The sequence below is a fragment of the Anabaena sp. PCC 7938 genome, assembly GCF_049315035.1.
Taxonomy (GTDB): domain Bacteria; phylum Cyanobacteriota; class Cyanobacteriia; order Cyanobacteriales; family Nostocaceae; genus Anabaena; species Anabaena cylindrica.
In genome coordinates, this window is the sequence record NZ_CP186034.1 from 5,041,158 (window position 1) to 5,066,327 (window position 25,170).

Sequence of the window (25,170 nt, forward strand, 5' to 3'; positions counted from 1 at the left end):
AAACGACTTTTTCCGGTGTTATTCACCTAAGAGTCAACTATGGTTTCATACTGCCACAATCTCTGGCAATGTTTTTATTGTTCTCACTGCTTCCAATTTAGTTTGGTTTGGAAGTGCGATAATTTAGCTATGGGAAAAGCTTTAAGCACAGGAGATTTACTAAAATCAGCAATGCCCATGAACAGCTTTCTCACAGGAGTACGCGATGCTGCGTCCAGCGTAGCGATCGTGCAACTTATTTTTAGAGAAGTATAACTACATTGTCAGAAGATCAATCTATATAACTTGATCTAGAAATATTTTTCAACTAAATCTGACAGGGCTAGTCATCTTTTCCCAGAGCAAGGTAATTCTTGCAAGCCTACACTAACCTGAATGTAGGTAAAGTGTAAGCAGTTGACTGCTATGTTGCTGATTTTCGTCCCGGTATGTCCTTAGTCTGCTCAATATCCTCCCACTGTTTCTGCTAATATTTTTATTAGTAATCAATTTTACAACTTACGTTGCATCTTTCTTAGTTAATTACTAAATATTAGTGAAATGAATGTATATCTTTACCCCCATTACTAAATTAAAATACGTAAAAAAGCCATTATATCTGATTTTAGAGCTGATTTCCTAAAGATTATAAAGTAGTTGTTATACACCTTAGCAGAGTAAAAGCAACTCCACACTCAAAATTATCAACAGACCATAAGAGTTGTCAGGATACAAGAATAGGACAGATGATCTACATTAATCGAATGGTATCAATTGAGTATCTGTTACTCTTTAACGATTGTCTATCATTTACCCTGCTATTTTAATCAAAATTTAATACCAATTTTTGTTTCGGTGGCGCGGACTGTGAAAATAACAAATATCTTTAGGGATAGAAAAGTAGTTGATTTCTAAATAGTATTTGCTCAATCAAACAGTCTAGTGCAGGATGGCGAAAATAATTATCCAGTGAAAAAAGTTTAAAAAGCTGACAAAACTTGCTTTCTTACCTCCTACCTTATGCCTCCTGGCACTAAAGCTACTTAGGGATTTGAGAGATTAGTTTTCGGTTTTTGGTGCATTTGTACTAAGGGATAGTCAGGATTTTTGAGATCAATGTACGCTATTTGTCCAGGATTGAATTTTGTAGGTAAATGCTGCATTTGGACAAGGACTTTGATTTTTTCAGATACTTGGGTATTGGGAAGACCGAAATGTACATTTCCTAGTTCTGTTTTCAAAATCAAATTTGTGGGATCTTGAAAATCAATTTCTGTTACCTTTACAGAACTTTGACTGATAGCTTGATAAAGTTGAGTCCAGTAGGAACGGTATTGTTCTGGTAAACCAATAACTTTGAGACTAGGCAATTTGCTAGTGGGATTAAGTGAAGTGTATTTTTCCAAAGGCATCCAAGCACCACTGGCATCTAGTAAACCCACATCACCTTGTTGGCTATGGTTGCTATTTTGCAGACATGGTTGCGGTGTGATTTCGGCAGACTTTTCCGAAGTTCTAGACTGAGGATCGCAACTGGTTGTTTTTTGTCCTGGGAAGGTGTAAGTCATTGCTACTGGCAATCTTTCCTGAATTTCGATCATCAATCCAGGAGGAAATAAACGACGGCTGACACTTGCTTGTGCAATAGCTGGTTGTTGCTTCAAAGTTGCGGCAATTGCAGATGGTTCAAGTCGCCATAAAGATTGGGGGTAGGATAGGGCTAAAAGTGACTGAATCTTCTGCTCCGACAATAATTGGTTGCCTGATGTCATAACTATTTGCGTGGGGGCTTTTAGCACCCACATCGGCTGGATTGTCATCCAGAGTAATCCACCTGCTAGACCACTAGCGGCTAATGTTCGCCAAATGGTTTGAATAATTTTCATCCGCCGCTGCCGACGTAATTTTTGACGGCGCTGGGCTAAATCCCTACGGGAAACTGAGACTATACCGGCCATTAAAACCCCTTTCTGGTTTCAGTCCAATTCGTTTAGATGCGATCGCCTGATCAACTTTGATTGAGAAAATACATATGCTTCCTGGTAGGGGTACGCTTTAATCATGGCATCAACCCCAAGCATTCCCTTGAGAGTTGATTGTAGCCATAAGTTTAGTAACTTCTACCTCAAAACTGATTTTTAATTTGCCATTTCCAGGATTTATCCCAATTCAGCGTGTTCTCAGTGTTTTAAATCACAGAATTTTCCTCCTCAACTTTCACTAAAAATGCTTGTAGTCGCATCCGTTCAATATAAGGCCAACCACCCTCTGACTCAATATCTTTGAGAAGTGAGTAAAGTCTTTGGCGGTTATCAGGCAAACTATCTTGAAAAATTCCATCACGAATTTCTCGATGTAGCTTTTCTAACTGCCGCAGCAAAGCTAACAGTGCGGTAACATCTCCTTGACAAGCTTGGGCTGAATCTTTCACAGCAGCTGTGATCACCTGTAACTTCTCGGTAAGTTGCTCTGATTCAGAATTCTTATTGTTGCTCATGCAAATCTCTCCATGCATACAGGGTAAACTCAAATTTACTCAAGATTTTGGGTTTTCTTTTGTTTATCGGTCTTAATTTAGTCAGCTGCCACTCTAGGCCGAAAGTGAAAGCCCTGCTTTGAAAGTTCTGGTCAGATTGTAGAATCAAGCGGGAAGCCGAGAAGCCACTTGGCTTTTAGATAGTGGAGGAACGGCGACACGAGGGATTTTAGATAGTTTCCGTCCAACGTGCCAAAGGGAAGCGATCGCTTCTAAAACAAAGCAATGAAGTGTAACACAGCCTCTACTGCAACTAAATGGGATCGATAAATTCTTATTTCCAATGAGAGTGCTTTGATTTTGAGTTAAAAAAAATCGTATGATCTGGCTGAGTTGACAACTTTAGATATTAATTTTCACATTGAGGTTGACCATGAGATATCGCGCTTTAATTGTTGCATTCTTGGCTTTATGCCTAGGGCTAATCACTGCTTGTAGTGACGCTCCCTCCTCTAGCACCAGAGATTTACTCACTTACGAACAAATTCGAGGCACTGGCTTGGCGAACAAATGCCCCCAACTGGCAGAAACAAGTCGTGGTTCGATTCCCCTAGATACCAGCAAGTCCTACGCCCTCAAAGAACTATGCTTAGAACCAACTAGTTACTTTGTCAAAGAAGAACCTGCTAACAAACGACAAGAAGCCGAATTTGTACCTGGCAAATTGTTAACTAGATATACCTCCACCATTGACCAAGTACAAGGTGATATCAAAATCAACCCAGATAATAGTCTCACCTTTGTAGAAACAGATGGTCTTGACTTCCAAGCTATCACCGTCAAACTTCCTGGTGGTGAACTGGTTCCTTTCTTGTTTACAATCAAAAACTTGGTTGCACAAACACAACCTAATCTAACCAGTATCAACACTTCAACGGACTTTGAAGGCACTTTCAAGGTTCCTTCCTATCGTGGTGCGGCTTTCCTAGATCCTAAAGGTCGTGGTGTCGTTTCTGGATATGATAATGCTGTCGCTCTCCCCGCCCAAGCGGATGATGATGATTTAACCCGCACTAACGTTAAACGTGCAGAAATCCTCAGTGGCAAAATTTCTTTACAAGTTTCCAAAATAGATAGTTCTAGTGGAGAAATCGCTGGTACTTTCGTGAGTGAACAGCCCTCTGATACAGATTTAGGTGCTGGTGAACCCAAAGAAGTGAAGATTCGTGGTTTATTCTACGGTCGAGTTGAAAATCGCGGCTAAATTCTCTTGATTACAAGAGTTTATATTATAAAAAACCCAATTGCCCTCCTTTTTTCAGGGGACAGTTGGGTTTTTTAACGGAGACAGAGAACTTGCATCTACTCCCCAATACCTCTAGTTTCCTCAGTAAATCAACATAAATTAAATGAGATTGTTTAAAAATTCAATAAATTGAATGATATTTATTACGTACTATTACATACAAATAACTTTTACTGATTGAGAATAATAATGCTGATTATGCCAGGATACTTATAAGTAAATATTATATTGCTTTTGTTAAATTAAGTACGATCTCGGTTTGACATTGAGGACAGAATTGTATATTTTGATTCTAAAGGTTAATTATTTAATACGATACACCACACACAAAATTCCATTGAAGAATAACAAAAAACCAATTCAGCTATAAATCACACAAATCACAATAAATTTTCAACCCATCCCAGATATGACTGAATCGCCAAAAAATTGTTACTTCCGTGTCTTACCAGAAGATTATTGATCTGGACAGAGGGCGATATTATCCTGACTGCAGCCATCGCTAATGCAAAACGCTACAGCCATGTTTGAGAACGATTACTCAACTTAAACCATTTATTGAATACCAATGTGCCATGCCTACCACAGCCACGAACGAACTGAAACATGAAATTTCACAGTTGTTGAGAGAGTATCAGACATCTCCCTCAGAACGCCTTCGCAATCAACTAGTGAAACTAAATTTTGGACTAGTGAGAAAAGAAGCTCACTACTGGATCAATCAATGTCAAGAAAGCTATGACGATTTGCTCCAGGTCGGCTGTTTGGGTTTAATTAGAGCTATTGAAAAATTTGAACTTTCTAAAGGAAACGCTTTTAGTTCTTACGCCATTCCGTATATTAGAGGGGAAATTCAACACTACCTTAGAGATAAAGGTGTGACTATGCGGATACCCCGACGGTGGTTGGCTCTACAACAGCAAGCAATTGGGGTTTCCCGTTCTCTACGCGAAAAATACAACCGCCAACCTACAGACGCGGAAGTAGCAGCAGGATTGGCAATTTCCCACAGCGAATGGCAAGAGATTAAATTAGCCTGGGTTAATCGCTCTCCTTTAAGCCTAGATGTACCTGTGTTGGATGGAGAAGAGGGTGCTACTTGTTTAGGTGAATTAGTTCCAGATCCTCGTTACCGGAGTTTTCAACTAGCCCAAGAAGACCAAATGCGTCTGCACCAAGCCCTAATACAGCTAGAAAACCGGACTCGCGAAGTTGTAGAGTGCGTATTTTTGCAAGATTTGACACAGAAACAAGTTGCTGAACATTTAGGTATTAGTGTTGTTACTGTTTCCCGGAGAGTTAAAAAAGGGCTGGACTTGCTCAAACAACTCATGGGTACAGCAGAAGATTAACTGCAAACAAGCTTAAACTGTGGATGTGCTGGAATGACCGTGTTAAAAACAACCCTCGAAATGTCAAAATGTAGGTTATAAAGAAACAGACTTCGCCTTTAAATGCAAATTTTAGGTGTGTCGATTTCCACAAGTAAACTTTCCTATAGCTTTCGAGAACAGCTAATGGGTATAAAAACACAAATTACATCTGCGGGTATTTTAAGTTTAGCGATCGCTGGATGTACTATAGGCAGCACGCCTGAAGCTACTAACACTCCTAATCCCGCTAACCCCGCGCCAACTTCTGAAGCGACAGCGCCCAAACCACCAACAGATCCAGCCTTTATCAATCCGGTGGTGCCTCCCCGACCTGATCAAAATGCGATCGCTAATGGTGGTGGCATTATTCAATCAACTCAAGTCCAACCACGTTTGCTGGAGATCCAAAAAGGGCGGACTGATCCCTTTTCCCAAATAGTCGCAAATCCAGCGGCTCAAATGCCTAGCAATTCAGTCCCAAAAGCAGTTCCTAAATTGCCTCCCTTACCCACTCCAATCAAACCACAAACAAATCAAAATAGAACTCCAGGGCAAACCAACAATCCAGCACAGGTAGGGCAACAGGGCAAGCCTAATGGCAAAATTGCTATTCAAACAAAGCCCAAACCTATATCAGCCCCAGTTCTGCCTAAGCTACAACCTCAAGTTATAGCCAAAGCGCCCATAGTACCTGTATTACCACCACAACCACAACCAGATTCCGCAAAAGCAGTTTTAGTAAGTGGTGTAGTTTTAATTGGTAAACAACCCCAGGCAATTATCAAAGTACCAGATGAACCAACCAGCCGTTATGTACAAAGTGGACAACGCTTGGCAAATGGTGTTTTGATTAAACGCATTGAAATGAACCGAGGTTCTGATCCCGTTGTTATTTTGGAACAATACGGTATTGAAGTAGCTAAATCAGTGGGAGAAAAACCTGCCAACGCTGATCCATCAAAGACTGCTGCTGCTGGCAATTCTATTTCGATGGTTACTCCACTTTAAAATTTTGTGATAATCTAAACCCTGACGGTGAATTAAATGCGGTTGTCAATCTGAAAAACAGATTAGCTTAACCGTGTTTCCCTCATTTGGGAATACCGTACACGGGTTTTGAAAAAACCAAAAATAAAATTTAATTACCGGATACTTCCGGTTTTATATTATTTTTATGGAGCAGACTAACAAAAAAATTGAATTTGCTAATTTACCTTTAGCTGTATATCGAGAAATAGCAGCCCATTTGCGTCAAGTAGAAGGGGTGGAAGCAGATTTGATTTCCCAAACATCTTCAGAATTTGATTATAATCAAAGCCAAATTGCTGGCTTGTCTATTTCGTGGAAACCAAATACTAAAGATGAAAGAGTTAAGCAAATTTTGGCTTATTATCAAAACCTCTATGGTACTTCTTCTTTGTCATAGTATTAGCTAGGAATTTTAAATAATATTAATCGGGTGTTTCTCTGGAACACCCTTTTTTAGTGTTGTAGTTACATTAGAACATTCTCTTTTCCGTAATCTTTTTTGTCTCACGCAGAGTCGCAGAGGCACGGAGAGGAGGAATTTTATTGTAGGTATGATTAATATGAATCCAGAGTACGAAATCCGCGTTAAGCATTTTGCTGTTTTGAAAGAGAAATATCAAGCAAGTAATTATGAAGATTCTTCTCCTTCTAGTCTACTTTATTTTATTCTCAGAAAGGCTGATTTAGGAGTTGAAATTCAGGATTCAGAATATATTTGGTTACAAACAGAACAACTATCAAAAACGGTTGAATTTATTAGAAATGAACAAAAGCACAGAAGCCAAGAAAGAATAAGTTTAGGTGTTGAATTTACAAAATTAAAATCAAAATATAAAACTGAGAGCTATAATGCTTCTTGGACAAGCAGCGATTTATATTTTATCATTTGTAAAATTGAATCAGGTAATTGTCTCACTGAAAAAGAATTTAATTGGCTACTATTGCATGGTTTTAAAGCAACAACATCAATTGCTATTGAAGGTCAAAAATTTATTAGTTTAAAATCTAAATACCAAGCTACTCAATATCAAGGTTATCATCCTGATAGTCCTCTTTATCCTATTCTCAAAAAAATAGATATCTCAGAATGTTTAACTGAGACAGAATATAAATGGTTGCTAGATAAACAACTATCAGAAACTTTGGGGTTTGTTAAACAACAAGAAGCAACAAGAAAAGAAGAATTTTCACATTTAAAGGAAAAGTATCAAGCGACTAAATATAAAAGTAAATCTTTATCAAGTCCATTATATACAATTCTGAAAAAATTAGAGGCAGAAGAAAATTTAATTGACCCGGAAATTAATTGGTTAAAAGAACAAGAACTTATTGAAACCATTTCTATTGCTGATGAAAAGGAAAGAACACGAGAATTTGTAGATTTGAAGATTAAGTATCAAGCCACAGAATATGAAGATATATCTCCAAAGTCTCATCTTTATAAAGTTCTAAAAAATATTGATTTAGGTAATGTTTTAGCGGAACAAGATGTTAATTTTCTGAAAAAGCGTAAATTAGTAGAAACAATCAAATTAGCTAATGATAAATACATTAATCATTTAAAATATAAAAATGAATCATTAACTGATTTAGAAATTGAATGGTTAAAAAATAATGACCGTGAAGATATTATCATTTTGGTTCAAGAACGGCTATTTTCTATTTTAAAGTTAAGATATGCTGTTTTCGATGATGAATATAAATCACTAAGTAGTCCTTTATATTCTATCTTGCAAAAATTAGAACAAGGTGAAAGAATAGAACCGAAAGATGTTGGTTGGTTACAAGAAAATAATCTTTTTTATAATAGGATTTGGACCAAATACCACTGCATCGAAGCATATTTTTATCAACAAGATTTTAAACGTACTAGTAATAGATGGAATTTAGTAAATGCTAGTAGTCATTTACGCAAAGCAGATCAATCAGAATTAGCATTACATTTAACAAATAACTTACCGCTAGACAACATTGATGATAATAAACTCAAGTCAGCTTTATTAACTACTAGAGGTGGAGCCTTTAGAGATGTTGATAAATTAGATGCTGCGGAAACTTGCGCTCGTCAAGCTATGAAGTTTCAGCCAGATAGTCATCATCCTTATACATTAATGGGAGCTATTTGTTATCAACAAGGTAAATATCTTGAAGGTGATAACTGGTTTAAAGAAGCAATCAAACGAGGCGCTAATCCCAGAGATACTGATTCAGAAATTAAGTCAGTTTTGAAAAAGACAAAAGATGAAAAACAGCGTCAAGAGTTAGTTAATTATCTCTTGAAAAAAGATTTATACCGTTATGCTTGGGCTAAAGCTTATCTAAATGCAGATGGTGAATATTGGTTTAATGAAGTAATTAAAGGTGGTGCTAATCCCAGAGATACTGATTCAGAAATCAAATCAGTTTTGAAAAAGACGAAAGATGAAAAACAGCGTCATGAGTTAGTTTATTATCTCTTGAGAAAAGATTCAATACGCTATGCTTGGGCTAAAGATTATCTAAAAAAGCAGAAGGATAAGAAATAAAAAAATTGAATTTAAATCATTTAGAGACGTTTCATGAAACGTCTCTACAACGTGGTATATTAACGGACAATTCATTAACCATAGTAATATTCTTTGAGAATCATATTTTTGTGGAGGGTTGGTATTTTACATCTTCCCAGGTTTTAAGCCTAATTATAAATTATCTATGTTACTATATGATATAATTATAGTCTTTAGAATACAATACAAACATAGTTTAGATTCAGATAAAGGCTTATGAGTATTTTTTATAATGCTTTTTTTATTAAAACACAGAAGTCTACAACAGAGCTAAAAGAAAGATTTTGCCGGGTAGATATTATGCCAGAATCAGAATGGATAGTTTGCAATTTTGGAGATGGTTTTCCAAAAGGACTTTTTGAACCTGGAGATTATTTAACTAAAGAAATTTCTGAAAAATTTGGAGAAGTAATTTTTATTTGTATTGATTCTAGAAATGACCAACTTGATTATGAACATTCAAAACAAGGCACTTTACTTCGCAAACTGAGTTGGCTTTCAGATGGATGTCAATCAACTTGGGCTTGTGTAGAAGGAGAAAGAGAAGAATGGGAAGATGATATAATATTTACCGAAACAGCATCATTAAAATTCTTAGAGTTGATGAGAGATGATTTAACTGAAGATGAATTCTCTGAAAAAAGGCAAAAAATTAGCTCTATTTGCCAGAATCGAAACTACATTATTGATGATATATGGCCTTATATTGATGCCACAATTGGTATATCTATTCAAAAGTTTTTTGGTATAAAAATACCTATTTCACTATAGTCATAACTATGATATGTAACTAAATTATTAATTATGGATTTTATCACCATTTTAGGATTTGCCGCAGGTTTATTAACAACTATCGCCTTTTTACCACAGATGTTTCAAACCTGGAAAACAAAATCAGCTAAAGACGTTTCTTTCGTGATGCTGATTACTTTTATGACAGGTTTATTTCTGTGGTTAATCTATGGGATTATTCTCGGTGCTGTACCCATTATTATGGCTAATGGTATAACTTTATTTTTCAATTTTATTATTCTCTGGCTTAAAATTAAATATAGATAACTTTTTTGATAAACCTGTGACATCATCTGTATTTGACTCTGAACGCCTTCTATTCACCCCTGCAAACCCCAATACTGACGCTATTCCGCTGATTTTCGCTTTTCCCAATGAGTACACGGTGGGGATTACTAGCCTTGGCTATCAGGTGGTGTGGGCAACTTTAGCCATGCGTGATGATTTGCAGGTAAGTCGCTTATTTACTGATACTCAAGAACAACTTCCTAGACAACCAGAAATACTAGGCTTTTCTATGTCTTGGGAGTTAGATTATGTGAATATTTTTAATTTATTAGAATCTTTAGGAATCCCTCTACGGGCTAGTTTGCGTAATAAACAACATCCCCTAGTTTTTGGTGGTGGGCCAGTTCTCACCGCTAACCCAGAACCTTTTGCTGAATTTTTTGATGTAATTTTATTGGGAGACGGGGAAAATCTTTTAGGGAATTTTATTGATTCTTATAAAGAAGTTAGAAACGCTGATAGAGAAACTCAATTAAAAAAATTAGCGCAAGTACCAGGAATTTATATTCCTAGTTTGTATAAGGTGGAGTATGAAACGAAAGATGGAGAAATAAAATCAATCAATCCTATTTCGGTGGAAATTCCCCAAGTTGTCCAAAAGCAAACTTACCGAGGAAACACTCTTTCTGCTTCTACTGTTGTCACAGAAAAAGCTGCATGGGAAAATATTTTCATGGTGGAAGTGGTGCGGAGTTGTCCAGAAATGTGCCGCTTTTGTTTGGCGAGTTATTTAACTTTACCTTTTAGAACTGCGAGTTTAGAAAATTCTTTAATTCCTGCTATTGAACGGGGTTTAACAGTTACTAAACGTCTGGGTTTATTGGGTGCTTCAGTTACTCAACATCCTGAATTTACAGAGTTATTAGATTATATTAGTCAGCCAAAATATGATGATGTGCGGTTGAGTGTTGCTTCGGTAAGAACAAATACGGTAACGGTAAAATTAGCTCAAACTTTAGCTAAACGAGATACGCGATCGCTTACCATTGCTATAGAAAGTGGTTCGGATAAGTTACGTCAAATCATCAATAAAAAGTTATATAACGATGAAATCATTCAAGCGGCTATGAACGCTAAAGCTGGGGGTTTATCGAGTTTGAAGTTATACGGAATGGCGGGAATTCCTGGGGAAGAAGAGGAAGATTTAGAGGAAACAGTGTCAATGATGAAGGCTGTTAAAAAGGCTGCTCCTGGTTTGCGGTTAACACTGGGATGCAGTACCTTTGTACCCAAGTCACACACGCCTTTTCAATGGTTTGGGGTCAATAAACAAGCGGAGAAACGGCTACAGTTTTTACAAAAACAGCTAAAACCCCAAGGGATAGAGTTTCGTCCAGAAAGCTATAATTGGTCAATTATACAGGCTTTGTTATCTAGGGGCGATCGCAGAATTTCCCATCTGCTAGAATTAACCCGTGACTTTGGCGACTCTTTGGGTAGTTATAAACGTGCTTTTAAACAACTCAAGGGGCAAATACCCGATTTAGATTTTTACGTCCATGCTAATTGGTCAACTGAGCAGATTTTACCTTGGAGTCACTTGCAAGGGCCTCTACCTCAGTTTACACTACAAAAGCATTTGAGTGAAGCTATGGGTCATTTTCGCTCTGGGTTGGAAGTGAAATAAACGCAGAGGAACGCGGAGGTTAACGCAGCGAAAAGTTCCTCGTTCGCGTAAGCGTTCCGCAGGAAAGCCGGGTTTCCCGGCGTAGGAAACTTTTCAAGACAAAGGTACGCAGAGTTATAAAATTGAGATAATATCTAGAGATGCAAAACACATCAGAGTTTTATTGTGCTTATTGTGGTGAACCAAATTTAACTTTTATTGATTTTAGTGCCGGAATGCAACAAAGTTATATAGAAGATTGTCAGGTTTGTTGTCGTCCTAATGTTTTGTATGTCAGGATTGATGAAGATACACTAGATATTGAAATTGATAGTGAATACGAAGGCTAATTTTTAGGTTTTTCTTTCCATGCTGCATTTTAAACATTCCTCAATTATTAACGCACCAGTAGAAGTAGTTTGGAAATTTCATGAAAGATCAGATATTTTACAATTACTAACCCCACCTTGGCAACCAGTTGAAGTAATTCGTCGTGAAGGGGGAATAGACGAAGGTGCAATTACTGAATTTCGCTTGTTTGTTGGGCTTTTACCTTTGACTTGGTTAGCGCGTCACACTGAATTTGAAAAATATAAACTGTTTACTGATAAACAGATATCTGGCCCTTTTGAGTCTTGGGTGCATCGTCATGAATTTGAACCGGAAAATGGGAAAACTAGATTAACTGATAATATTGCCTATTCTATGCCTGGTGGTGATGCTGTGGAATTTGTCAGTGGTTGGTTGGTACAGGTGCAGTTAGAAGCGATGTTTCGGTATCGTCATTTTGTCACGAAAAGGGAGTGCGAGTCATGATATGATAATGCCCTGAAAAGCAGATTATTTTTCTCCAATATTAATTTTTTAATTAATTCTGGTAAAAAATGGTATCTTAAATTGTAATCACGGCTCTACGGTACTTGTTGTGCTAAATTACCAGTCGATAAGAAAGAACAGGGAACTCTTAACAGGGGCAAGAGACAATATTTTGCAATAATGTTAAAAATTCTGCATCATTATCTTATACAGGTTAAGGTTTCTGGGATTTCTTTGCCTAGATTTTACATATTAGATACTAAAGAACCAAAAATATTAGATAAATTCCGCTATTTGCAAGCCTGTATTCGTTGTAAGTTATATTGTCCATGATTTTTCCCTCAACTATTTTGTTTACCAGTGAGAAACAGAGGGAAAATAGAGCTAAAATTACACTTTTATAATTCTTAATCAACAAGTAGGATTAATTGGTGCTGCTTTGTGTGCCTCTAGGTTATAAATAGCAGCAACAGTGAAAACCGCATCTGCGAAGGCTACAAATATGACTATCAAATTTTTACTACCTTTCATTGCTGCCACTTTTGTATACAATGGTTATGTTTCAGCCGAGGCGCGTCAGCCTAAACCTGTGGCTTCTCCGAGTAAGCCAACTGTGCCTGTAGTAGTGCAGCCAAAATGGAAGATATTCACTCCCCCAGATAAGAGTTTTCAGGTTTTAATGCCAGGAAGACCAAAACCAAAAACTCAACTTCAAAAAACCTATATGGGAGAAATAAAATTAGAATTATTTGTAGCCCAACCACCAGAACAAGAAGTTGCATATTTAGTAACTTACAATGAATTTCCTTATAGCTATGCTAAAATGACCAGCCCATACAAAATATTGAATCAAGCTCAATCTAATACCTTAAAAGCTACTCAAAGCAATTTAATTAGTGAACGCAATATTCGCAGTTCTAATGGTCATCCAGGTAAAGAAATTCAGTATATAGATTCGGCTGGTAAGGTAACTACAAATAGGATGTATGTTGCTGAGGGGCGTTTATATCAAGTAATGGCGATAGTTTCTAAAAAACAGCGTCCAACTTTAGGTAAAACCATTACGGGATATTTAAATTCTTTTCAGTTGGTTGTGAGAAAGTGAGATTACCCTCAGATTAGAAATCTGGGGATATATGAACAAAGCCCGTGCAGGCGGGCTAAATGTATTTTTTGTATTCAAGGAAGCGATTTGTCAGCTTCTATCAAAAATAAAATTGTACTTGCTGTTATATGAAGCTGGTAAGCTGCAAAATATTGTGGAACATTAACAGGTTGAGAACCTTGTCCATGTCCTCCCAGTTTATTTCTTATAGTAGGAATTCCACTTTCAAAATTTTGTCTAAGTGATGAAAATTGAGTTTCTAAATAATTAGGAATCAGATTATTTTGGAAGCAAATGTTAATAAGTGTTTTGGCTGTATCTGTAGGTTTAAAACTCCAGCCTTGCTTATTACAAATAATCTTCATGGTACTCTCAAAAGCCTTGAGACATTCATTAAGACATTCTTTGTAATTCCCATGTCTATAATGTTCATGGGCTTTCAGAAATTCCTCATTTGCTCCCTGAAATTGAGGATCACTTAATAAGTGTAAAACTGGCTTGACTGCTTCAGCATGGATAATCTGAGAATCAACTCTGATAATTTCACCTGACTCATATTGATAGCCTAATCCGTGTTCCCTAAATCTAAAGTTCAATTCCTCTATTGCTTCATCAAGTATACTTTTATTTGATATATCTTCTATATAATCATTTTCATTATAGGGTTCTTCAATTGATTTAAATATTAATTCAACGATATCAAGAACCTGTTCTATTTCTTTTGTTTCTAACATAAAATCTAATACTACTTTAATAGACTTCTGAGTAAAGATTGGTGAATGCAGAGATAATATGCCATGCTCACGACATAATATGTCGTGAATAAAGAGAAATTTTTGTTCAATTTCTTGTGTACTGTAAGGATTAATAACATCCTTAATAATATGAACAATCTGTACACGCAGAGGCTGAGGGATAACGTCATACTGATACACATCAGAAACTTCTCCTATAAGTCTTTTTTGCCGTTTTGAGTAGATATCAAAAACCTTCATAATTTAAAAACTATATAGACGATACATCCATACTACAACATTTTCAACTAGACTGTGTGTAGCAATTAATTGTTTTAAAGCTTCGTTAAAATAAAATCACCTGCTGTCACAATGTAAATTTATGACTTACAGTCCTCCCAAAGCCCTCACTTTTGAGCAATTTCTAGTTGAGTATGGGGACAACCCCCGTTACGAACTCATTGACGGAGAACTGCGTGATATGGAACCAACTGGCCCTCATGAAGAAGTTTCAGGAAATATTGCTGGTAGGATTTATGCTGAAATTCTTCGTTCTAATTTAAACTGGTTGATTCCAAAAACTTGTTTGATTAAACCACCTGCTGCGGAAGCAACAGCACTCCGTCCAGATGTTATTGTTCTGGATAAAACAAAACTCAGCCAAGAACCACTTTGGCAAAAAGAACCTATTATTTGTAATGGTAATACTATTCAGTTAGTTGCTGAAGTGGTGAGTACCAATTGGCAGGATGATTATGCCAGAAAAGTTGAAGAATATGCTTTTTTGGAAATACCAGAATATTGGATTGTAGATTTTCGCGGTTTGGGTGGTTTGCAATTTATCGGTAATCCCAAACAACCTACTTTCACAATCTGTCAACTAGTTAATGGTGTATATCAGCAGCAACAATATCGCTTGGGAGATGCTATTTCCTCTTCTCTGTTTCCCAATTTACAACTCAAACTTGATAATATTATGCCGTAATAATTCGTAATTTTAAGATTACAACCCTATAACTTTAGTTATGAAGACTCAAAAAATATGTTTAAAATAGTTGAAAAGGTGAAGGAGCATTTTCACCTTTTTTTATAGATACAAAAATTATCTAGATGATGGAGTATTTACAGCTTTTGGTTTTGCACGTTCTTGTTGATAAAAACGGACAACTTTCTGCACATAATCACCAGTAAAACCTTTATCACAACCTGTATAAAGTCCAGTCATCCACCAACAAGCAGCACCACGTACAGCAGCAGTTTCATTATTATTTGTAGCTTGAAACTGGTTAGTTAATTCACGTTTTGTGATGCAAGAAATAACTTGACGGGCTATTTTTGGATCATTTTCAAACTGAGTCGGTGTTAATTCTTTTTTCAAACAAGTTTTTGACCAACCTTTGAGAGTTCCTGGTTTAACTTGCCATGCGCTGTAATATCCACTATTTGGCTTTTTTGTCTGGGGTGCAGCAAGTCGCAAAGCTTCTACCATTGCTGCAACTTGGCTATCAGAAACAGGTTGCTGTGCTTGAGCCAATAATGGTGAAAATCCTAAACTGATCATAACTCCAGCAAGTAGAAATCGCATAGGTTTGTTAATCATGATTTTGCGATAATTTTGGAAATTCTAACAAATCTTCTATCGCACTAGCTTGAGTCGGTAATGCGGCTGTTAAAACTTCGCTACCTGATTCTGTGACTAAGACATCATCCTCAATGCGGATTCCACGCACATCTGCAAATTGTTCTAATCTTTCCCAATTGACTAAATATTGATATTGAGAACGAATTTTCGGATCATTTAAAATTGCTGGAACTTGGTAAAATCCTGGTTCAATGGTGACAAGCATTCCCGGATGTAGGGGACGATTTAACCGTAGATAACTTAACCCAAAGCGGCTACTCCTTTTTCTCCCCTCATCATACCCTGCAACATCCCCCAAATCTTCCATATCATGAACATCCAAACCCAATAAATGCCCAATTCCGTGGGGGAAAAACAACGCATGAAGATCCATTTTTACCAAATCTTCTGGTTTCCCTTGCAAAATCCCCAAATCTACCAAACCTTCTGCGATCGCAGTTGCAGCTAAAAGATGAATGTCTGCATATTCCACACCAGGGGCTATCTGTTCAATACAAGCATCATGAGCCGCTAAAACAATATCATAAATATCCCGTTGGGTAGATGAAAACTTCCCAGAAATAGGCCAAGTACGGGTAATATCAGCAGCCCAACCAGTCTCAGTTTCTGCACCCACATCAGCTAAAAGTAAATCCCCTGGTTGTAGGGAGTGATAATAATGCCCATTGTGTAAAACTTCACCATGTACCGTCACAATACTAGTGTAAGCAGTCGTCATATTATGACCCATAATTACTGCTTCCATTGCCGCACGGACTTCCGCTTCTAATTTTGCTTTCGGTGTTGCAGCCATTCCTGCCTTGTGTGCTTGGACACTCACAGCCGCCGCTTTGCGTAATTCTACTAGTGCTGCTGCATCATGGGTGAGACGTAGAGAAACAATAGCTTTAGCTAAATCTAAATCAATTCCCTCCGGTTGATTTTTCGGTAAAATCCATCTATCTAGTAATTGTGTTTGTTGTGTCCAAGTTGCAGCATCTTGTACCGACAAAGTAGCCGCATTTTCTAAATAATCTGCTAATTCTGCCATTGGTCTGGCATCATCTGCACCTATTCTTGCAGCGATTTCTTCACGGGTAGGGGTTTCACCGTGCCAAAGGGCGCTACTGGGATGGGGGTCATCTATGAACAGTTGTAGATTGCCACCTTCTAGGCGAATAGCGGCATTTTGGAGAGAAATTCCAGCGAAATAGAGGAAATGGCTATTGGCGCGGTAAGGAAAGGTATTCGCGGGGAAATTGCGGGGACTGCTACCACCAGACCACAGAATAGCAGGAAAATCAATTAGTTCAGCTAGTTTTTGACGACGGTGACGGAGGGTTTCGGGTAGAGTGGTATTTTGAGTGTACATAAATTCTGAGTTATGAATTAGTTAACAAAATATACATTTCTATATTTTTAAAACATCCTCTTAATACACCTCATTATGTGAGCCAATATCAATTAAAATGATCATCTCCTCAAAAGAAATTCTACTAAACTATATGAAACAAATTATTACCCAAGTCGATGCTTTCACTAATACACCATTTAAAGGTAATCCTGCGGCTGTTTGTATTTTAGCAACTCCCCAACCTGATGAATGGATGCAAAAAGTCGCTCAGGAAATGAATTTATCAGAAACAGCTTTTTTAGTGAAGCAAGATGATGGTTTTAATTTACGTTGGTTTACACCGACAGTAGAAGTTCCTCTTTGTGGTCATGCAACTTTAGCCAGCGCCCATGTATTATGGTCTGAAGGGCATTTGTTACCTGATGAAATTGCACGTTTTTATACTAAAAGTGGGGTACTAATTGCCAAGTTACAAATACATTGGATTGAGTTAGATTTTCCCGTCAATCATTCCCAACCGATAGAAGCACCAGCAGAACTAAGTCAAATTTTGGGAATACCTTATAAATCGGTTTATCAAAATTCTTTAGGTTATTTAGTAGAAGTGGAATCTGAGGAATTAGTGCGAGAAATGCAACCAAATTTCCAGCAGATGAAAACCTTACCTATTGCTAATTTTATTGTTACTAGCATAGCTAAATCTGGCTCTGAATATGATTTTGTCTCTCGCTTTTTTGCACCGGGTTTAGGGATTAATGAAGACCCTGTGACTGGTGCTGCCCATTGTTGTTTAGCACCATTTTGGCGTAATAAATTGGGTAAAAACAAGTTTTTAGCTTATCAAGCTTCTAGTCGGGGTGGTGTGGTAAAAATTAATTATCCAGGTGAAAATCGTGTTTTTCTTTCTGGACAAGCGGTAACAGTGATGCGAGGGGAATTAATTAAAAGTTAATTTTCTAGTAAGCCGTCAGCCTAAACTGAGTTTTGTTTCTCTCTTTGCGTCAGATTAAAAATAATGCCCACTAAACAGACAAATAATAGAAATTTTCTACAAGCTGGTAATTGGCCTATTGAACAATTACCAGGATTAAACCAAGAGGAACAATCCCATCTCCAAAATTGTGGCATTACTACCACAGGAGAACTACTCAAACAAGGAAAAACCCCAGAAGCAAAACTAGTATTAGCGAGTAAATTACAGGTGAATATTCAAGATGTGAATAAATGGTTAGTTTTGGCTGATTTGGCACGTATTCCCAGTATTGGTACTCAATATTGCGGTTTATTACTCCATGCAGGTGTGATTTCTGTGGTGCAATTGGCAGAAATTCCTACTCATAGATTACATAAACAGGTGATGCGTTTGCAAGTAGCAACATTACAGCGTCGTGATTTGTGTCCACCAGTTGAGTTAGTACAACAATGGAGTCAACAAGCCAAAATTTTGGTGAATGTTAAATTTTGAAAACCACAGCATTTTTTGAGATGATGGCACTTGTGAGAACTTTTAGACGCTAGATTTACGGAATTAGAAACTGTGAATGTGAATAAAAGCTAGAAAAAGATTCAAAGTTATTTACAGCAAAGACCAGAAGATAGAAATAAAGCCCATGAACTAGCTATAGCTTACTACACACAACACCGTAAACCTAAACTTGCATCTGATGATAATTTGGCAATGGTGAAGGAGTATTTAGAAATTTTCCATCATTATTGTGAGTTGGGACAATATGCTGAGGCGTTTTCTAGTGTTTTTTATCCAGAAAATAATCATGATGATTGTGATGAATTTTTGAGAAAGCGTTATTACAATGCCGTTCGTTTGAGTCTATATGAAAGATTAATTACAGAATGGGAATCTCCGAAGGAGAATGAGAAAAGCTGGCCTATTAGTAAGATGCGTAGGTTGGGTAGAACGCAGTGAAACCTAATATATACAAGGCGTTGGGGTGTTGGGTTTCGTCTCTCAACCCAACCTACATCTGAAATCTGTATTTTGTTTCCAAATCTGTAACTCAATCCTGAGTCTGAGTATTTATTGGCTAACTTGAGATTGCAAAATTTACTGATATTTCTCAATCAATATTTTATGCTACAACACTTTTCTCGCCAAGCCTTAGTCAAATCAACTATTTTTGGATGTTTGCTTGTTTCTAGTTCCCTAATTCTCTTACAGTCTAGCGTTGCTAATCCGCAAATTTTGATGACACCACAAGCAAAGACGATCGCTCAAAAAGTGCTTCAAGATGCGATCGCTAATGAGAAACTTGATAATACTGCAAAAGTCGTTCAAATTGAGCGAGTTGGTAAGGGTGATACCTGGATGTACAATCCTGTACCTGACTGGAAAATTGCGATCGCCGATCAGCGTCAACGTTTGGTCTATTTCACCACTGATAATGGTAACTTTAGAGTCTTGATGCAAATGAACGAGCAAAACACCCATTCTCTGGGAAAACCTGCCGAAGAAATTCCACCACCAGAAATGATCACAGCAGCGATTCAACAGGCGAAAGAGTGGGGCTATCCTGGAGAACCCCTATTAACTGATATTTCATCTGAAAAGACAACTTGGGCAAGTGGTTGTGAAAATATTTCTTTTCCTTATGCTTGCGATCCGATTATTAATCAAGGCTGGAAAATTACCATTCCCCACCAACGCCAACGCTGGGTATTTCAAGGTGAAACAGCAGACGATTTACAATTGATTGCACGTAGTAATCCTGTGATTGAAGGCGGCTTACCGATTCCGGTGGTTAACGAAATCAAGAGTATTGCCAGCAAACACTTGCAAATCTTACCCTCAGTTGTTCTGATTACTAAAATCGAGCCTCAAACCTTTACTGATAGCTGTTTAGGATTGGGTAATTTAGTCGAATCCTGCGCTCAACAAACAATCCGGGGCTATCGGGTAACGGTGGCGGGAAAGCCCCAAGCACGGCAAATATACCGGATTAGCAGTGATAAAGTTTATCTTCGCACCGAAGCGATCGCTGGACTTCCCAACCGCACTGATGAGATACCAACTGCGATCGCTCGCACAGTATTCAACGCCGCCAAATCAGACTTGAAAAAACCCATTGCTAATCTCAGCATTACCCAAGTTGCACCAAGATTCAATTGTTTCCGTAGTCCCACAGCTGCACCCAATGAACCTTGCATACCAACGCAGCGCCTTGAAGGTTGGAATGTCACGGTGACAAATTTTCAGAAATCACTGAATTACACTGTTAATCTCAGTGGCAAGATTCTTAGCAAACGATAGCTGAGTGCTGAGTATAAATCCATTAGATACAAGGCTTTTAGTAATTAACACCCTCTAAGATTCTTTAACTAAGACACCATTGAGGAAAATATCAGCGAGTCCTTCGGCCATTTTTTGCATTTCTTGGGGAGATGCGTTAGGTTCCAAGAGAGTATGATCAGAAAAACCTGCTACGGCAAACATTCCTAAAAATACCTTAGCCACTAGTTTGGCATCTGTTTGACGATAGATACCTTTATCCATCGCTGTTTGAAAGAAAGCTTCCGCTACATCCGTCATTTTATCAATAACTTCCGTTTGAATGCGATCGCGCAAATCTGGATGAAACTGCACCTCCATAAAACAAACTCGCATCATTTCCACATTTTTTTGCATATTCCACATTCGCCGGCGCATCACCTGAGCTACAGCTTTATAACTACCCATTTCACTCAATTCTGTCAACAAATCTGTGAGAATTTCCACCCAGCCACTAGTTGCCACTTCGACCAAAATCGCCTTTTTATTAGAAAAATGACGAAATAGAGTACCCTCAGCCACACCTGCTGCCTGTGCTAAATCGCGGGTGGTTGTACCATCAAATCCCTGAGCAGCAAATAACTTTTGCGCCGCTTGTAAGATACGGGTGCGCGTCTGCGCCTCTGACGGTGGGGGAGAATTAAAAACTCGCATAATAATAGTAGTTATTGCTATATCTCAGGAACATGACTTGTAGCAATATTGTCTAACGTTTAGCCCAAAAAGCCTAAAAAGCTTAATACAAGATTAACGCTCTGTTTGTTAATTAGTCTATTTCTCAAGAAGTGTAACTTTACTTTAATTTTTGCTATGAATCATTGGATTTTAGATTTTAGACTTTGGATTTTGGATTGGTTCATCGGTAAAGCTAAGAATTCCCACTCAAAATCATCTTCCCAGCCTCCAGTCTTACGCCGTCTGTTCGCAACTGCTTTGGTATTGATCATATCCTGTTGGAGCTTAATGCCAGAAGTCGCCATAGGGCTGCAATCTCAGCAAACATCAATTCAACCTTATTTAGATCGGGTAATTAAGCAGTTAACAGAATTTCGTCTTGATAATGGCTTGAAGTTCATCATTTTAGAACGACATCAAGCGCCAGTAGTTTCATTTCTCACCTATGCTGACGTTGGTGGCATAGATGAACCAGATGGACAAACAGGTGTAGCGCACTTTTTAGAACATTTAGCTTTTAAAGGTACAAAGCGCATTGGGACAACAGACTACAAAGCTGAACAACCACTACTAGAACGATTAGAACAGCTAGACAACCAAATTAGAATTGCGAAAGCTCAAGATCAAAAAGACGATCTAGCAAAGTTGCAAACTGAGTTTAAATCAGTTGAAGCTCAAGCAATCAAGCTAGTTAAGCAAAACGAAATCGGGCAAATTGTTGAGCAAGCAGGGGGTGTAGGTTTAAATGCTAATACTTCCACCGAAGCTACCCGTTATTTTTACAGCTTTCCTGCTAATAAATTGGAATTATGGATGTCTCTAGAATCAGAGCGATTTTTAGAGCCTGTATTTCGGGAGTTTTATAAAGAAAAAGATGTAATTTTAGAAGAGCGGCGAATGCGAGTAGAAAATTCTCCTATAGGTATGATGGTGGAGAAATTTAACGATACTGCTTTCACAACTCATCCCTACAGACGACCGGTGATAGGTTATGACGAAGATATCCGCAACTTAACACCGTCAGATGTGAAGAAATTTTTTGACACTTACTATGTTCCTAGCAACTTAGCGATCGCAATTGTCGGCGATGTTAACCCCACAGAAGTCAAAAAATTAGCACAAATTTACTTTGGCCGTTATCCAGCTAAACCCAAACCACAGCAAAAACTTGCCCCAGAACCAAAGCAAACCGCAACTAGAGAAGTTACATTACAACTATCTTCTCAACCTTGGTATTTAGAAGGTTATCACCGTCCCCCCGTCACCCATCCTGATAATGCAGCGTATGACATCATCAGCAGTTTATTAAGTGATGGACGCACTTCACGACTTTATAAATCCTTGATTGAAAAACAGCGTTTAGCGTTAGCTGCTCAGGGTTCCAGCGGCTTTCCTGGAGATAAATACCCCAATTTGATGTTATTTTATGCCCTCACCGCTCCTGGTCACACAGTCGATGAATTAGCAGTGGCCTTAGGAACAGAAATTGAAAGATTGAAAACTGAACCTGTCTCTGAAACCGAATTACAGCGAGTCAAAACCCAAGCCAGAGCAGGTTTATTGCGGAGTCTCGATTCCAATATGGGTATGGCGCAGCAGTTGTTGGAATATGAAGTAAAAACTGGCTCTTGGCGCAATTTATTTAAGCAGTTAGATGATATTGCAGCAGTTACTCCTGCTGATATTCAGCGTGTTGCCCAGGCAACTTTTACCCCAGAAAATCGGACTATTGGGAAATTATTGTCGAAAGAAGCATAAAAATGAACCGCGTAAAGCCTACGGCATAGCTTCGCTTACCGCGTAGCGCACCGAAGGCACAGGAAAGAAGGTTAAAAAGGGATTTTGCATAAGTCCTGTTACCCCCTTCCCAGAGTAAGATTATTAAATCTTTCTTCTTCCTTCTTCCTTCTTTCCTTCTTTCTTCGCGTTCTTCGCGCCTTCGCGGTTCATTTCATCCATATTCTTCTAATAGAAAAAGAGTAGAAAGGTGAAAGGTAAAAAATTGAAAATTTCAAAGAATTGGCGTTTTGTTTCGGCTTTAGTAATTGCGTTGCTGTTAACATTTAATTTTTCTAGGGTAGCGACAGCAGCAGCAAAACATTACACAGATTTACAGTTTACACCTGTGTCCGAGGTGAAATTACCCAACTATGAACGATTTGTACTAGATAACGGTTTAGTTGTGTATTTGATGGAGGATCATGAGTTACCATTAGTGAGTGGAACTGCACTTGTGAAAACGGGAAGCCGTTGGGAAGCAGGTGATAAAGTTGGATTAGCAGAGATAGTTGGTTCGGTAATGCGGACTGGTGGAACTCTCAATCATTCCGCTGATGAATTAAATGAAATATTAGAGCAAAAGGCGGCTGCGGTAGAAACCGATATTTCTGAAGCTGCTGGTAGTGCTAGTTTTGAGAGTTTGAGTGAAGATGTAGAAACCGTCTTTGGGTTGTTTGCTGAAGTGCTACGCGAACCAATATTTGCTCAAGAAAAGTTAGATTTAGTGAAGAGTCAAGCTAAAGGTGGAATTGCTCGTCGTAATGATAATCCTAGTGAGGTTGCCAGTCGGGAGTTTAGGAAATTAATTTATGGACAAGATAGTCCTTATGCTCGCACAGTAGAGTATAGAACATTGGATAAAATTTCCCGTGAGGATTTGCTGAAGTTTTACCAGGAATATTTTTATCCCAACAATATGATTTTAGGGGTTGTGGGAGATTTTAACCCGCAAAAAATGCGATCGCTCATTCAAAGTAAATTAGGCGCATGGAAACCCAATCCTCAAAATGCTACAACCCAGTTACCTCAAGTATCACCAGCTAATTTAGGCGGGGTATTTGCGGTCAATCAGCCCCAACTCACACAGAGTAACATTCTCATGGGGCATTTGGGCGGAAAGTTCGACAGCCCCGACTATGCAGCCTTAAATGTCATGAATGGAGTGTTGAATGGATTTGGTGGACGTTTATTTAACGAATTGCGATCGCGTCAAGGTTTAGCTTACAGTGTATACGGCTCCTGGAGTCCCCGCTTCGATTATCCAGGAATGTTCATCGCCGGCGGACAAACCCGTTCTGATGCCACAGTTCAGTTTATCAAAGCCTTACAAGCAGAAATTAAGCGACTGCAAATTCAAAAAGTGACAGCAAAGGAATTAAATTATGCCAAAGAATCTACCCTCAATTCCTTTGTATTCAATTTTCAAGACCCCAGTCAAACATTATCCCGATTAATGCGCTACGAATATTACGGCTATCCCGCTGATTTTCTGTTTCGCTATCAAAAAGCCATCACCGCAACCACAACAGCAGATATACAACGAGTAGCCAAAAAATACCTCAAACCAGAAAATTTAGTCACCTTAGTAGTGGGTAATCAAACCGCCATTCAACCCCCATTAACTCAGTTAGCCGCTACGGTGACACCAATAGATATCACAATTCCCGCTACTGCAACCCCAGCAAAGAACTAAAACCATTTACAAACCCAATTCCCGATTTATGAAAAAAAGTCGGGTTTTTTTTTCTTATTTCTGATTCCTGAACCTTACTTCATGGCTTACGAACATGAAAAAACCTTTCAGTAAACCCTATTTATTTTCAGTTTTACAGACAAAACTCCTTAAATTCTGTCTTGAAAATTACTCTCAAAACCTTGACTTTCGCAAATCAAAGTTCAAAATATAAGAGGAGCATTCTAAAATTGTAACTGAATTCCATCCCGACCAATATTTAAGGAAGTGATTCAATGATAGGCATAAAAATCTATGATCTATATCCTGGTAATGATGCACAGTTTCTAGATGAACAAACTTCGCTGGAAATGACTAATATTCAGGGTGGTCTAACCAATGTTTTCAACAACAACAATGGAAGAGGAAGAAGAAGAAGCGAACCAAGTACAACAACAGGTGGTAGTAGTAGTAGTGATCTTTCAGCACTAATAGAAGACATAAATACCAGTCTCGCTGCCTGGAGATTAGAACTCAATGGCTCACTGGATAATTTGAGACAAGGATTAAGTTTTTAACGTCAGGATGCAGGATACACAAGAGAAAAATATTCTTCTTCGTTCTCCTGACTCCTGACTCCTGACTTCTTCCTTCTTTCTCCTGACTTTTTAACATATTTTCTTTGTGATTCAACTGAATTTCAATTACTCGTGTATTGCTATTCTCAGGAATATGC

Annotated in this window: 26 protein-coding genes; 20 read left to right on the forward strand and 6 right to left on the reverse strand. The window is 38.0% G+C overall.

The genetic code is table 11. The annotated features are described in order from the left end of the window. The first annotated feature begins 129 nt into the window (after window positions 1-129). Window positions 130-255, forward strand: coding sequence for a hypothetical protein (locus ACOWPH_RS22740; protein ID WP_280514222.1), 126 nt, complete (start codon window positions 130-132; stop codon window positions 253-255). Window positions 256-1,022: 767 nt separating this feature from the next. Here ACOWPH_RS22740 and ACOWPH_RS22745 read toward each other — a convergent pair. Continuing rightward, on the reverse strand, window positions 1,023-1,937 hold the full coding sequence (locus ACOWPH_RS22745) for a cell division protein FtsQ/DivIB (protein ID WP_015212388.1): 915 nt from the start codon (window positions 1,935-1,937) through the stop codon (window positions 1,023-1,025). A 230-nt stretch (window positions 1,938-2,167) separates the two neighbouring features. Further along, the gene (locus tag ACOWPH_RS22750) at window positions 2,168-2,476 is read right to left on the reverse strand and encodes a hypothetical protein (protein WP_015212389.1); all 309 of its coding nucleotides are present in this window, start codon (window positions 2,474-2,476) and stop codon (window positions 2,168-2,170) included. Between the two features lie 412 nt (window positions 2,477-2,888). Between ACOWPH_RS22750 and ACOWPH_RS22755 the strand changes: the two genes are divergently transcribed. From ACOWPH_RS22755 to ACOWPH_RS22805, 11 genes are all read left to right on the forward strand, one after another. Then, window positions 2,889-3,719, forward strand: coding sequence for a photosystem II manganese-stabilizing polypeptide (locus ACOWPH_RS22755; protein WP_015212390.1), 831 nt, complete (start codon window positions 2,889-2,891; stop codon window positions 3,717-3,719). A gap of 617 nt (window positions 3,720-4,336) precedes the next feature. Then, the gene (locus ACOWPH_RS22760) at window positions 4,337-5,113 is read left to right on the forward strand and encodes an RNA polymerase sigma factor SigF (protein WP_015212391.1); all 777 of its coding nucleotides are present in this window, start codon (window positions 4,337-4,339) and stop codon (window positions 5,111-5,113) included. A 165-nt stretch (window positions 5,114-5,278) separates the two neighbouring features. Beyond that, window positions 5,279-6,142: a hypothetical protein gene (locus ACOWPH_RS22765; RefSeq protein ID WP_042465543.1), complete on the forward strand. Its 864-nt coding sequence runs from the start codon at window positions 5,279-5,281 to the stop codon at window positions 6,140-6,142. Between the two features lie 166 nt (window positions 6,143-6,308). Continuing rightward, the gene (locus ACOWPH_RS22770; protein ID WP_015212393.1) at window positions 6,309-6,560 is read left to right on the forward strand and encodes a hypothetical protein; all 252 of its coding nucleotides are present in this window, start codon (window positions 6,309-6,311) and stop codon (window positions 6,558-6,560) included. A gap of 163 nt (window positions 6,561-6,723) precedes the next feature. Then, window positions 6,724-8,688 carry a hypothetical protein gene (locus tag ACOWPH_RS22775; RefSeq protein WP_015212394.1) on the forward strand — a complete coding sequence of 655 codons (1,965 nt, stop codon included), beginning with the start codon at window positions 6,724-6,726 and terminating at the stop codon, window positions 8,686-8,688. A 237-nt stretch (window positions 8,689-8,925) separates the two neighbouring features. Continuing rightward, window positions 8,926-9,480, forward strand: a complete 555-nt coding sequence (locus ACOWPH_RS22780; RefSeq protein WP_015212395.1) for a hypothetical protein — start codon at window positions 8,926-8,928, stop codon at window positions 9,478-9,480. A gap of 33 nt (window positions 9,481-9,513) precedes the next feature. Beyond that, window positions 9,514-9,768: a SemiSWEET transporter gene (locus ACOWPH_RS22785; protein WP_015212396.1), complete on the forward strand. Its 255-nt coding sequence runs from the start codon at window positions 9,514-9,516 to the stop codon at window positions 9,766-9,768. A gap of 16 nt (window positions 9,769-9,784) precedes the next feature. Next, entirely contained in the window at window positions 9,785-11,416 is a 1,632-nt protein-coding gene (locus tag ACOWPH_RS22790; RefSeq protein ID WP_015212397.1) for a B12-binding domain-containing radical SAM protein, read from the forward strand. Between the two features lie 140 nt (window positions 11,417-11,556). Next, a complete protein-coding gene (locus ACOWPH_RS22795) occupies window positions 11,557-11,745 on the forward strand; it encodes a CPXCG motif-containing cysteine-rich protein (protein ID WP_015212398.1) in 189 nt (62 codons plus the stop codon). Window positions 11,746-11,764: 19 nt separating this feature from the next. Beyond that, window positions 11,765-12,211 carry an SRPBCC family protein gene (locus tag ACOWPH_RS22800; RefSeq protein WP_015212399.1) on the forward strand — a complete coding sequence of 149 codons (447 nt, stop codon included), beginning with the start codon at window positions 11,765-11,767 and terminating at the stop codon, window positions 12,209-12,211. Window positions 12,212-12,713: 502 nt separating this feature from the next. Beyond that, window positions 12,714-13,316: a hypothetical protein gene (locus ACOWPH_RS22805; protein WP_015212400.1), complete on the forward strand. Its 603-nt coding sequence runs from the start codon at window positions 12,714-12,716 to the stop codon at window positions 13,314-13,316. 74 nt (window positions 13,317-13,390) lie between these two features. On the opposite strand, the gene ACOWPH_RS22810 is transcribed toward ACOWPH_RS22805, so the two are convergent. Continuing rightward, on the reverse strand, window positions 13,391-14,311 hold the full coding sequence (locus tag ACOWPH_RS22810) for an STM4504/CBY_0614 family protein (RefSeq protein WP_015212401.1): 921 nt from the start codon (window positions 14,309-14,311) through the stop codon (window positions 13,391-13,393). A gap of 121 nt (window positions 14,312-14,432) precedes the next feature. Here ACOWPH_RS22810 and ACOWPH_RS22815 point away from each other — a divergent pair, with 121 nt between their 5' ends. After that, window positions 14,433-15,035: a Uma2 family endonuclease gene (locus tag ACOWPH_RS22815; protein WP_015212402.1), complete on the forward strand. Its 603-nt coding sequence runs from the start codon at window positions 14,433-14,435 to the stop codon at window positions 15,033-15,035. 117 nt (window positions 15,036-15,152) lie between these two features. On the opposite strand, the gene ACOWPH_RS22820 is transcribed toward ACOWPH_RS22815, so the two are convergent. Both ACOWPH_RS22820 and ACOWPH_RS22825 read right to left on the reverse strand, forming a co-directional pair. Then, window positions 15,153-15,650: a hypothetical protein gene (locus tag ACOWPH_RS22820; protein WP_015212403.1), complete on the reverse strand. Its 498-nt coding sequence runs from the start codon at window positions 15,648-15,650 to the stop codon at window positions 15,153-15,155. Next, the gene (locus ACOWPH_RS22825; protein ID WP_015212404.1) at window positions 15,643-17,043 is read right to left on the reverse strand and encodes an aminopeptidase P family protein; all 1,401 of its coding nucleotides are present in this window, start codon (window positions 17,041-17,043) and stop codon (window positions 15,643-15,645) included. Before ACOWPH_RS22825 ends, ACOWPH_RS22820 begins: the two co-directional genes overlap by 8 nt. Before the next feature lie 133 nt (window positions 17,044-17,176). On the opposite strand from ACOWPH_RS22825, the gene ACOWPH_RS22830 reads away from it, so the two are divergent. The 4 genes from ACOWPH_RS22830 to ACOWPH_RS22845 all read left to right on the forward strand — a co-directional run bounded on the left by ACOWPH_RS22830 (window position 17,177) and on the right by ACOWPH_RS22845 (window position 20,290). Further along, entirely contained in the window at window positions 17,177-17,977 is an 801-nt protein-coding gene (locus tag ACOWPH_RS22830; RefSeq protein WP_015212405.1) for a PhzF family phenazine biosynthesis protein, read from the forward strand. Window positions 17,978-18,040: 63 nt separating this feature from the next. Next, window positions 18,041-18,490: a DUF4332 domain-containing protein gene (locus ACOWPH_RS22835; protein WP_015212406.1), complete on the forward strand. Its 450-nt coding sequence runs from the start codon at window positions 18,041-18,043 to the stop codon at window positions 18,488-18,490. A 213-nt stretch (window positions 18,491-18,703) separates the two neighbouring features. Continuing rightward, window positions 18,704-18,949 carry a hypothetical protein gene (locus ACOWPH_RS22840; protein WP_042464391.1) on the forward strand — a complete coding sequence of 82 codons (246 nt, stop codon included), beginning with the start codon at window positions 18,704-18,706 and terminating at the stop codon, window positions 18,947-18,949. Window positions 18,950-19,114: 165 nt separating this feature from the next. Next, window positions 19,115-20,290 (forward strand): hypothetical protein, encoded by a 1,176-nt coding sequence (locus ACOWPH_RS22845; protein WP_015212407.1) that lies wholly within the window; start codon window positions 19,115-19,117, stop codon window positions 20,288-20,290. A 54-nt stretch (window positions 20,291-20,344) separates the two neighbouring features. On the opposite strand, the gene ACOWPH_RS22850 is transcribed toward ACOWPH_RS22845, so the two are convergent. Continuing rightward, window positions 20,345-20,962, reverse strand: a complete 618-nt coding sequence (locus tag ACOWPH_RS22850) for a TetR/AcrR family transcriptional regulator (protein WP_015212408.1) — start codon at window positions 20,960-20,962, stop codon at window positions 20,345-20,347. Window positions 20,963-21,118: 156 nt separating this feature from the next. Here ACOWPH_RS22850 and ACOWPH_RS22855 point away from each other — a divergent pair, with 156 nt between their 5' ends. The 3 genes from ACOWPH_RS22855 (at window position 21,119) to ACOWPH_RS22865 (ending at window position 25,012) form a co-directional block, all read left to right on the forward strand. Then, entirely contained in the window at window positions 21,119-22,741 is a 1,623-nt protein-coding gene (locus ACOWPH_RS22855; RefSeq protein WP_015212409.1) for a M16 family metallopeptidase, read from the forward strand. Between the two features lie 229 nt (window positions 22,742-22,970). Continuing rightward, window positions 22,971-24,455, forward strand: a complete 1,485-nt coding sequence (locus ACOWPH_RS22860; protein ID WP_015212410.1) for a M16 family metallopeptidase — start codon at window positions 22,971-22,973, stop codon at window positions 24,453-24,455. Between the two features lie 275 nt (window positions 24,456-24,730). Then, entirely contained in the window at window positions 24,731-25,012 is a 282-nt protein-coding gene (locus tag ACOWPH_RS22865) for a hypothetical protein (protein ID WP_015212411.1), read from the forward strand. The last annotated feature ends 158 nt before the right edge of the window (window positions 25,013-25,170 follow it).

Coding starts and splice junctions, on each gene's coding strand:
- ACOWPH_RS22850 (WP_015212408.1), bottom strand. CDS start 20,962: ATGCGAGTTTTTAATTCTCCCCCACCGTCAGAGGCGCAGACGCGCACC.
- ACOWPH_RS22845 (WP_015212407.1), top strand. CDS start 19,115: ATGCTACAACACTTTTCTCGCCAAGCCTTAGTCAAATCAACTATTTTT.
- ACOWPH_RS22815 (WP_015212402.1), top strand. CDS start 14,433: ATGACTTACAGTCCTCCCAAAGCCCTCACTTTTGAGCAATTTCTAGTT.
- ACOWPH_RS22740 (WP_280514222.1), top strand. CDS start 130: ATGGGAAAAGCTTTAAGCACAGGAGATTTACTAAAATCAGCAATGCCC.
- ACOWPH_RS22780 (WP_015212395.1), top strand. CDS start 8,926: ATGAGTATTTTTTATAATGCTTTTTTTATTAAAACACAGAAGTCTACA.
- ACOWPH_RS22825 (WP_015212404.1), bottom strand. CDS start 17,043: ATGTACACTCAAAATACCACTCTACCCGAAACCCTCCGTCACCGTCGT.
- ACOWPH_RS22835 (WP_015212406.1), top strand. CDS start 18,041: ATGCCCACTAAACAGACAAATAATAGAAATTTTCTACAAGCTGGTAAT.
- ACOWPH_RS22765 (WP_042465543.1), top strand. CDS start 5,279: ATGGGTATAAAAACACAAATTACATCTGCGGGTATTTTAAGTTTAGCG.
- ACOWPH_RS22770 (WP_015212393.1), top strand. CDS start 6,309: ATGGAGCAGACTAACAAAAAAATTGAATTTGCTAATTTACCTTTAGCT.
- ACOWPH_RS22750 (WP_015212389.1), bottom strand. CDS start 2,476: ATGAGCAACAATAAGAATTCTGAATCAGAGCAACTTACCGAGAAGTTA.
- ACOWPH_RS22820 (WP_015212403.1), bottom strand. CDS start 15,650: ATGATTAACAAACCTATGCGATTTCTACTTGCTGGAGTTATGATCAGT.
- ACOWPH_RS22840 (WP_042464391.1), top strand. CDS start 18,704: ATGGTGAAGGAGTATTTAGAAATTTTCCATCATTATTGTGAGTTGGGA.
- ACOWPH_RS22785 (WP_015212396.1), top strand. CDS start 9,514: ATGGATTTTATCACCATTTTAGGATTTGCCGCAGGTTTATTAACAACT.
- ACOWPH_RS22830 (WP_015212405.1), top strand. CDS start 17,177: ATGAAACAAATTATTACCCAAGTCGATGCTTTCACTAATACACCATTT.
- ACOWPH_RS22775 (WP_015212394.1), top strand. CDS start 6,724: ATGAATCCAGAGTACGAAATCCGCGTTAAGCATTTTGCTGTTTTGAAA.
- ACOWPH_RS22855 (WP_015212409.1), top strand. CDS start 21,119: ATGAATCATTGGATTTTAGATTTTAGACTTTGGATTTTGGATTGGTTC.
- ACOWPH_RS22745 (WP_015212388.1), bottom strand. CDS start 1,937: ATGGCCGGTATAGTCTCAGTTTCCCGTAGGGATTTAGCCCAGCGCCGT.
- ACOWPH_RS22805 (WP_015212400.1), top strand. CDS start 12,714: ATGACTATCAAATTTTTACTACCTTTCATTGCTGCCACTTTTGTATAC.
- ACOWPH_RS22810 (WP_015212401.1), bottom strand. CDS start 14,311: ATGAAGGTTTTTGATATCTACTCAAAACGGCAAAAAAGACTTATAGGA.
- ACOWPH_RS22760 (WP_015212391.1), top strand. CDS start 4,337: ATGCCTACCACAGCCACGAACGAACTGAAACATGAAATTTCACAGTTG.
- ACOWPH_RS22800 (WP_015212399.1), top strand. CDS start 11,765: ATGCTGCATTTTAAACATTCCTCAATTATTAACGCACCAGTAGAAGTA.
- ACOWPH_RS22865 (WP_015212411.1), top strand. CDS start 24,731: ATGATAGGCATAAAAATCTATGATCTATATCCTGGTAATGATGCACAG.
- ACOWPH_RS22795 (WP_015212398.1), top strand. CDS start 11,557: ATGCAAAACACATCAGAGTTTTATTGTGCTTATTGTGGTGAACCAAAT.
- ACOWPH_RS22755 (WP_015212390.1), top strand. CDS start 2,889: ATGAGATATCGCGCTTTAATTGTTGCATTCTTGGCTTTATGCCTAGGG.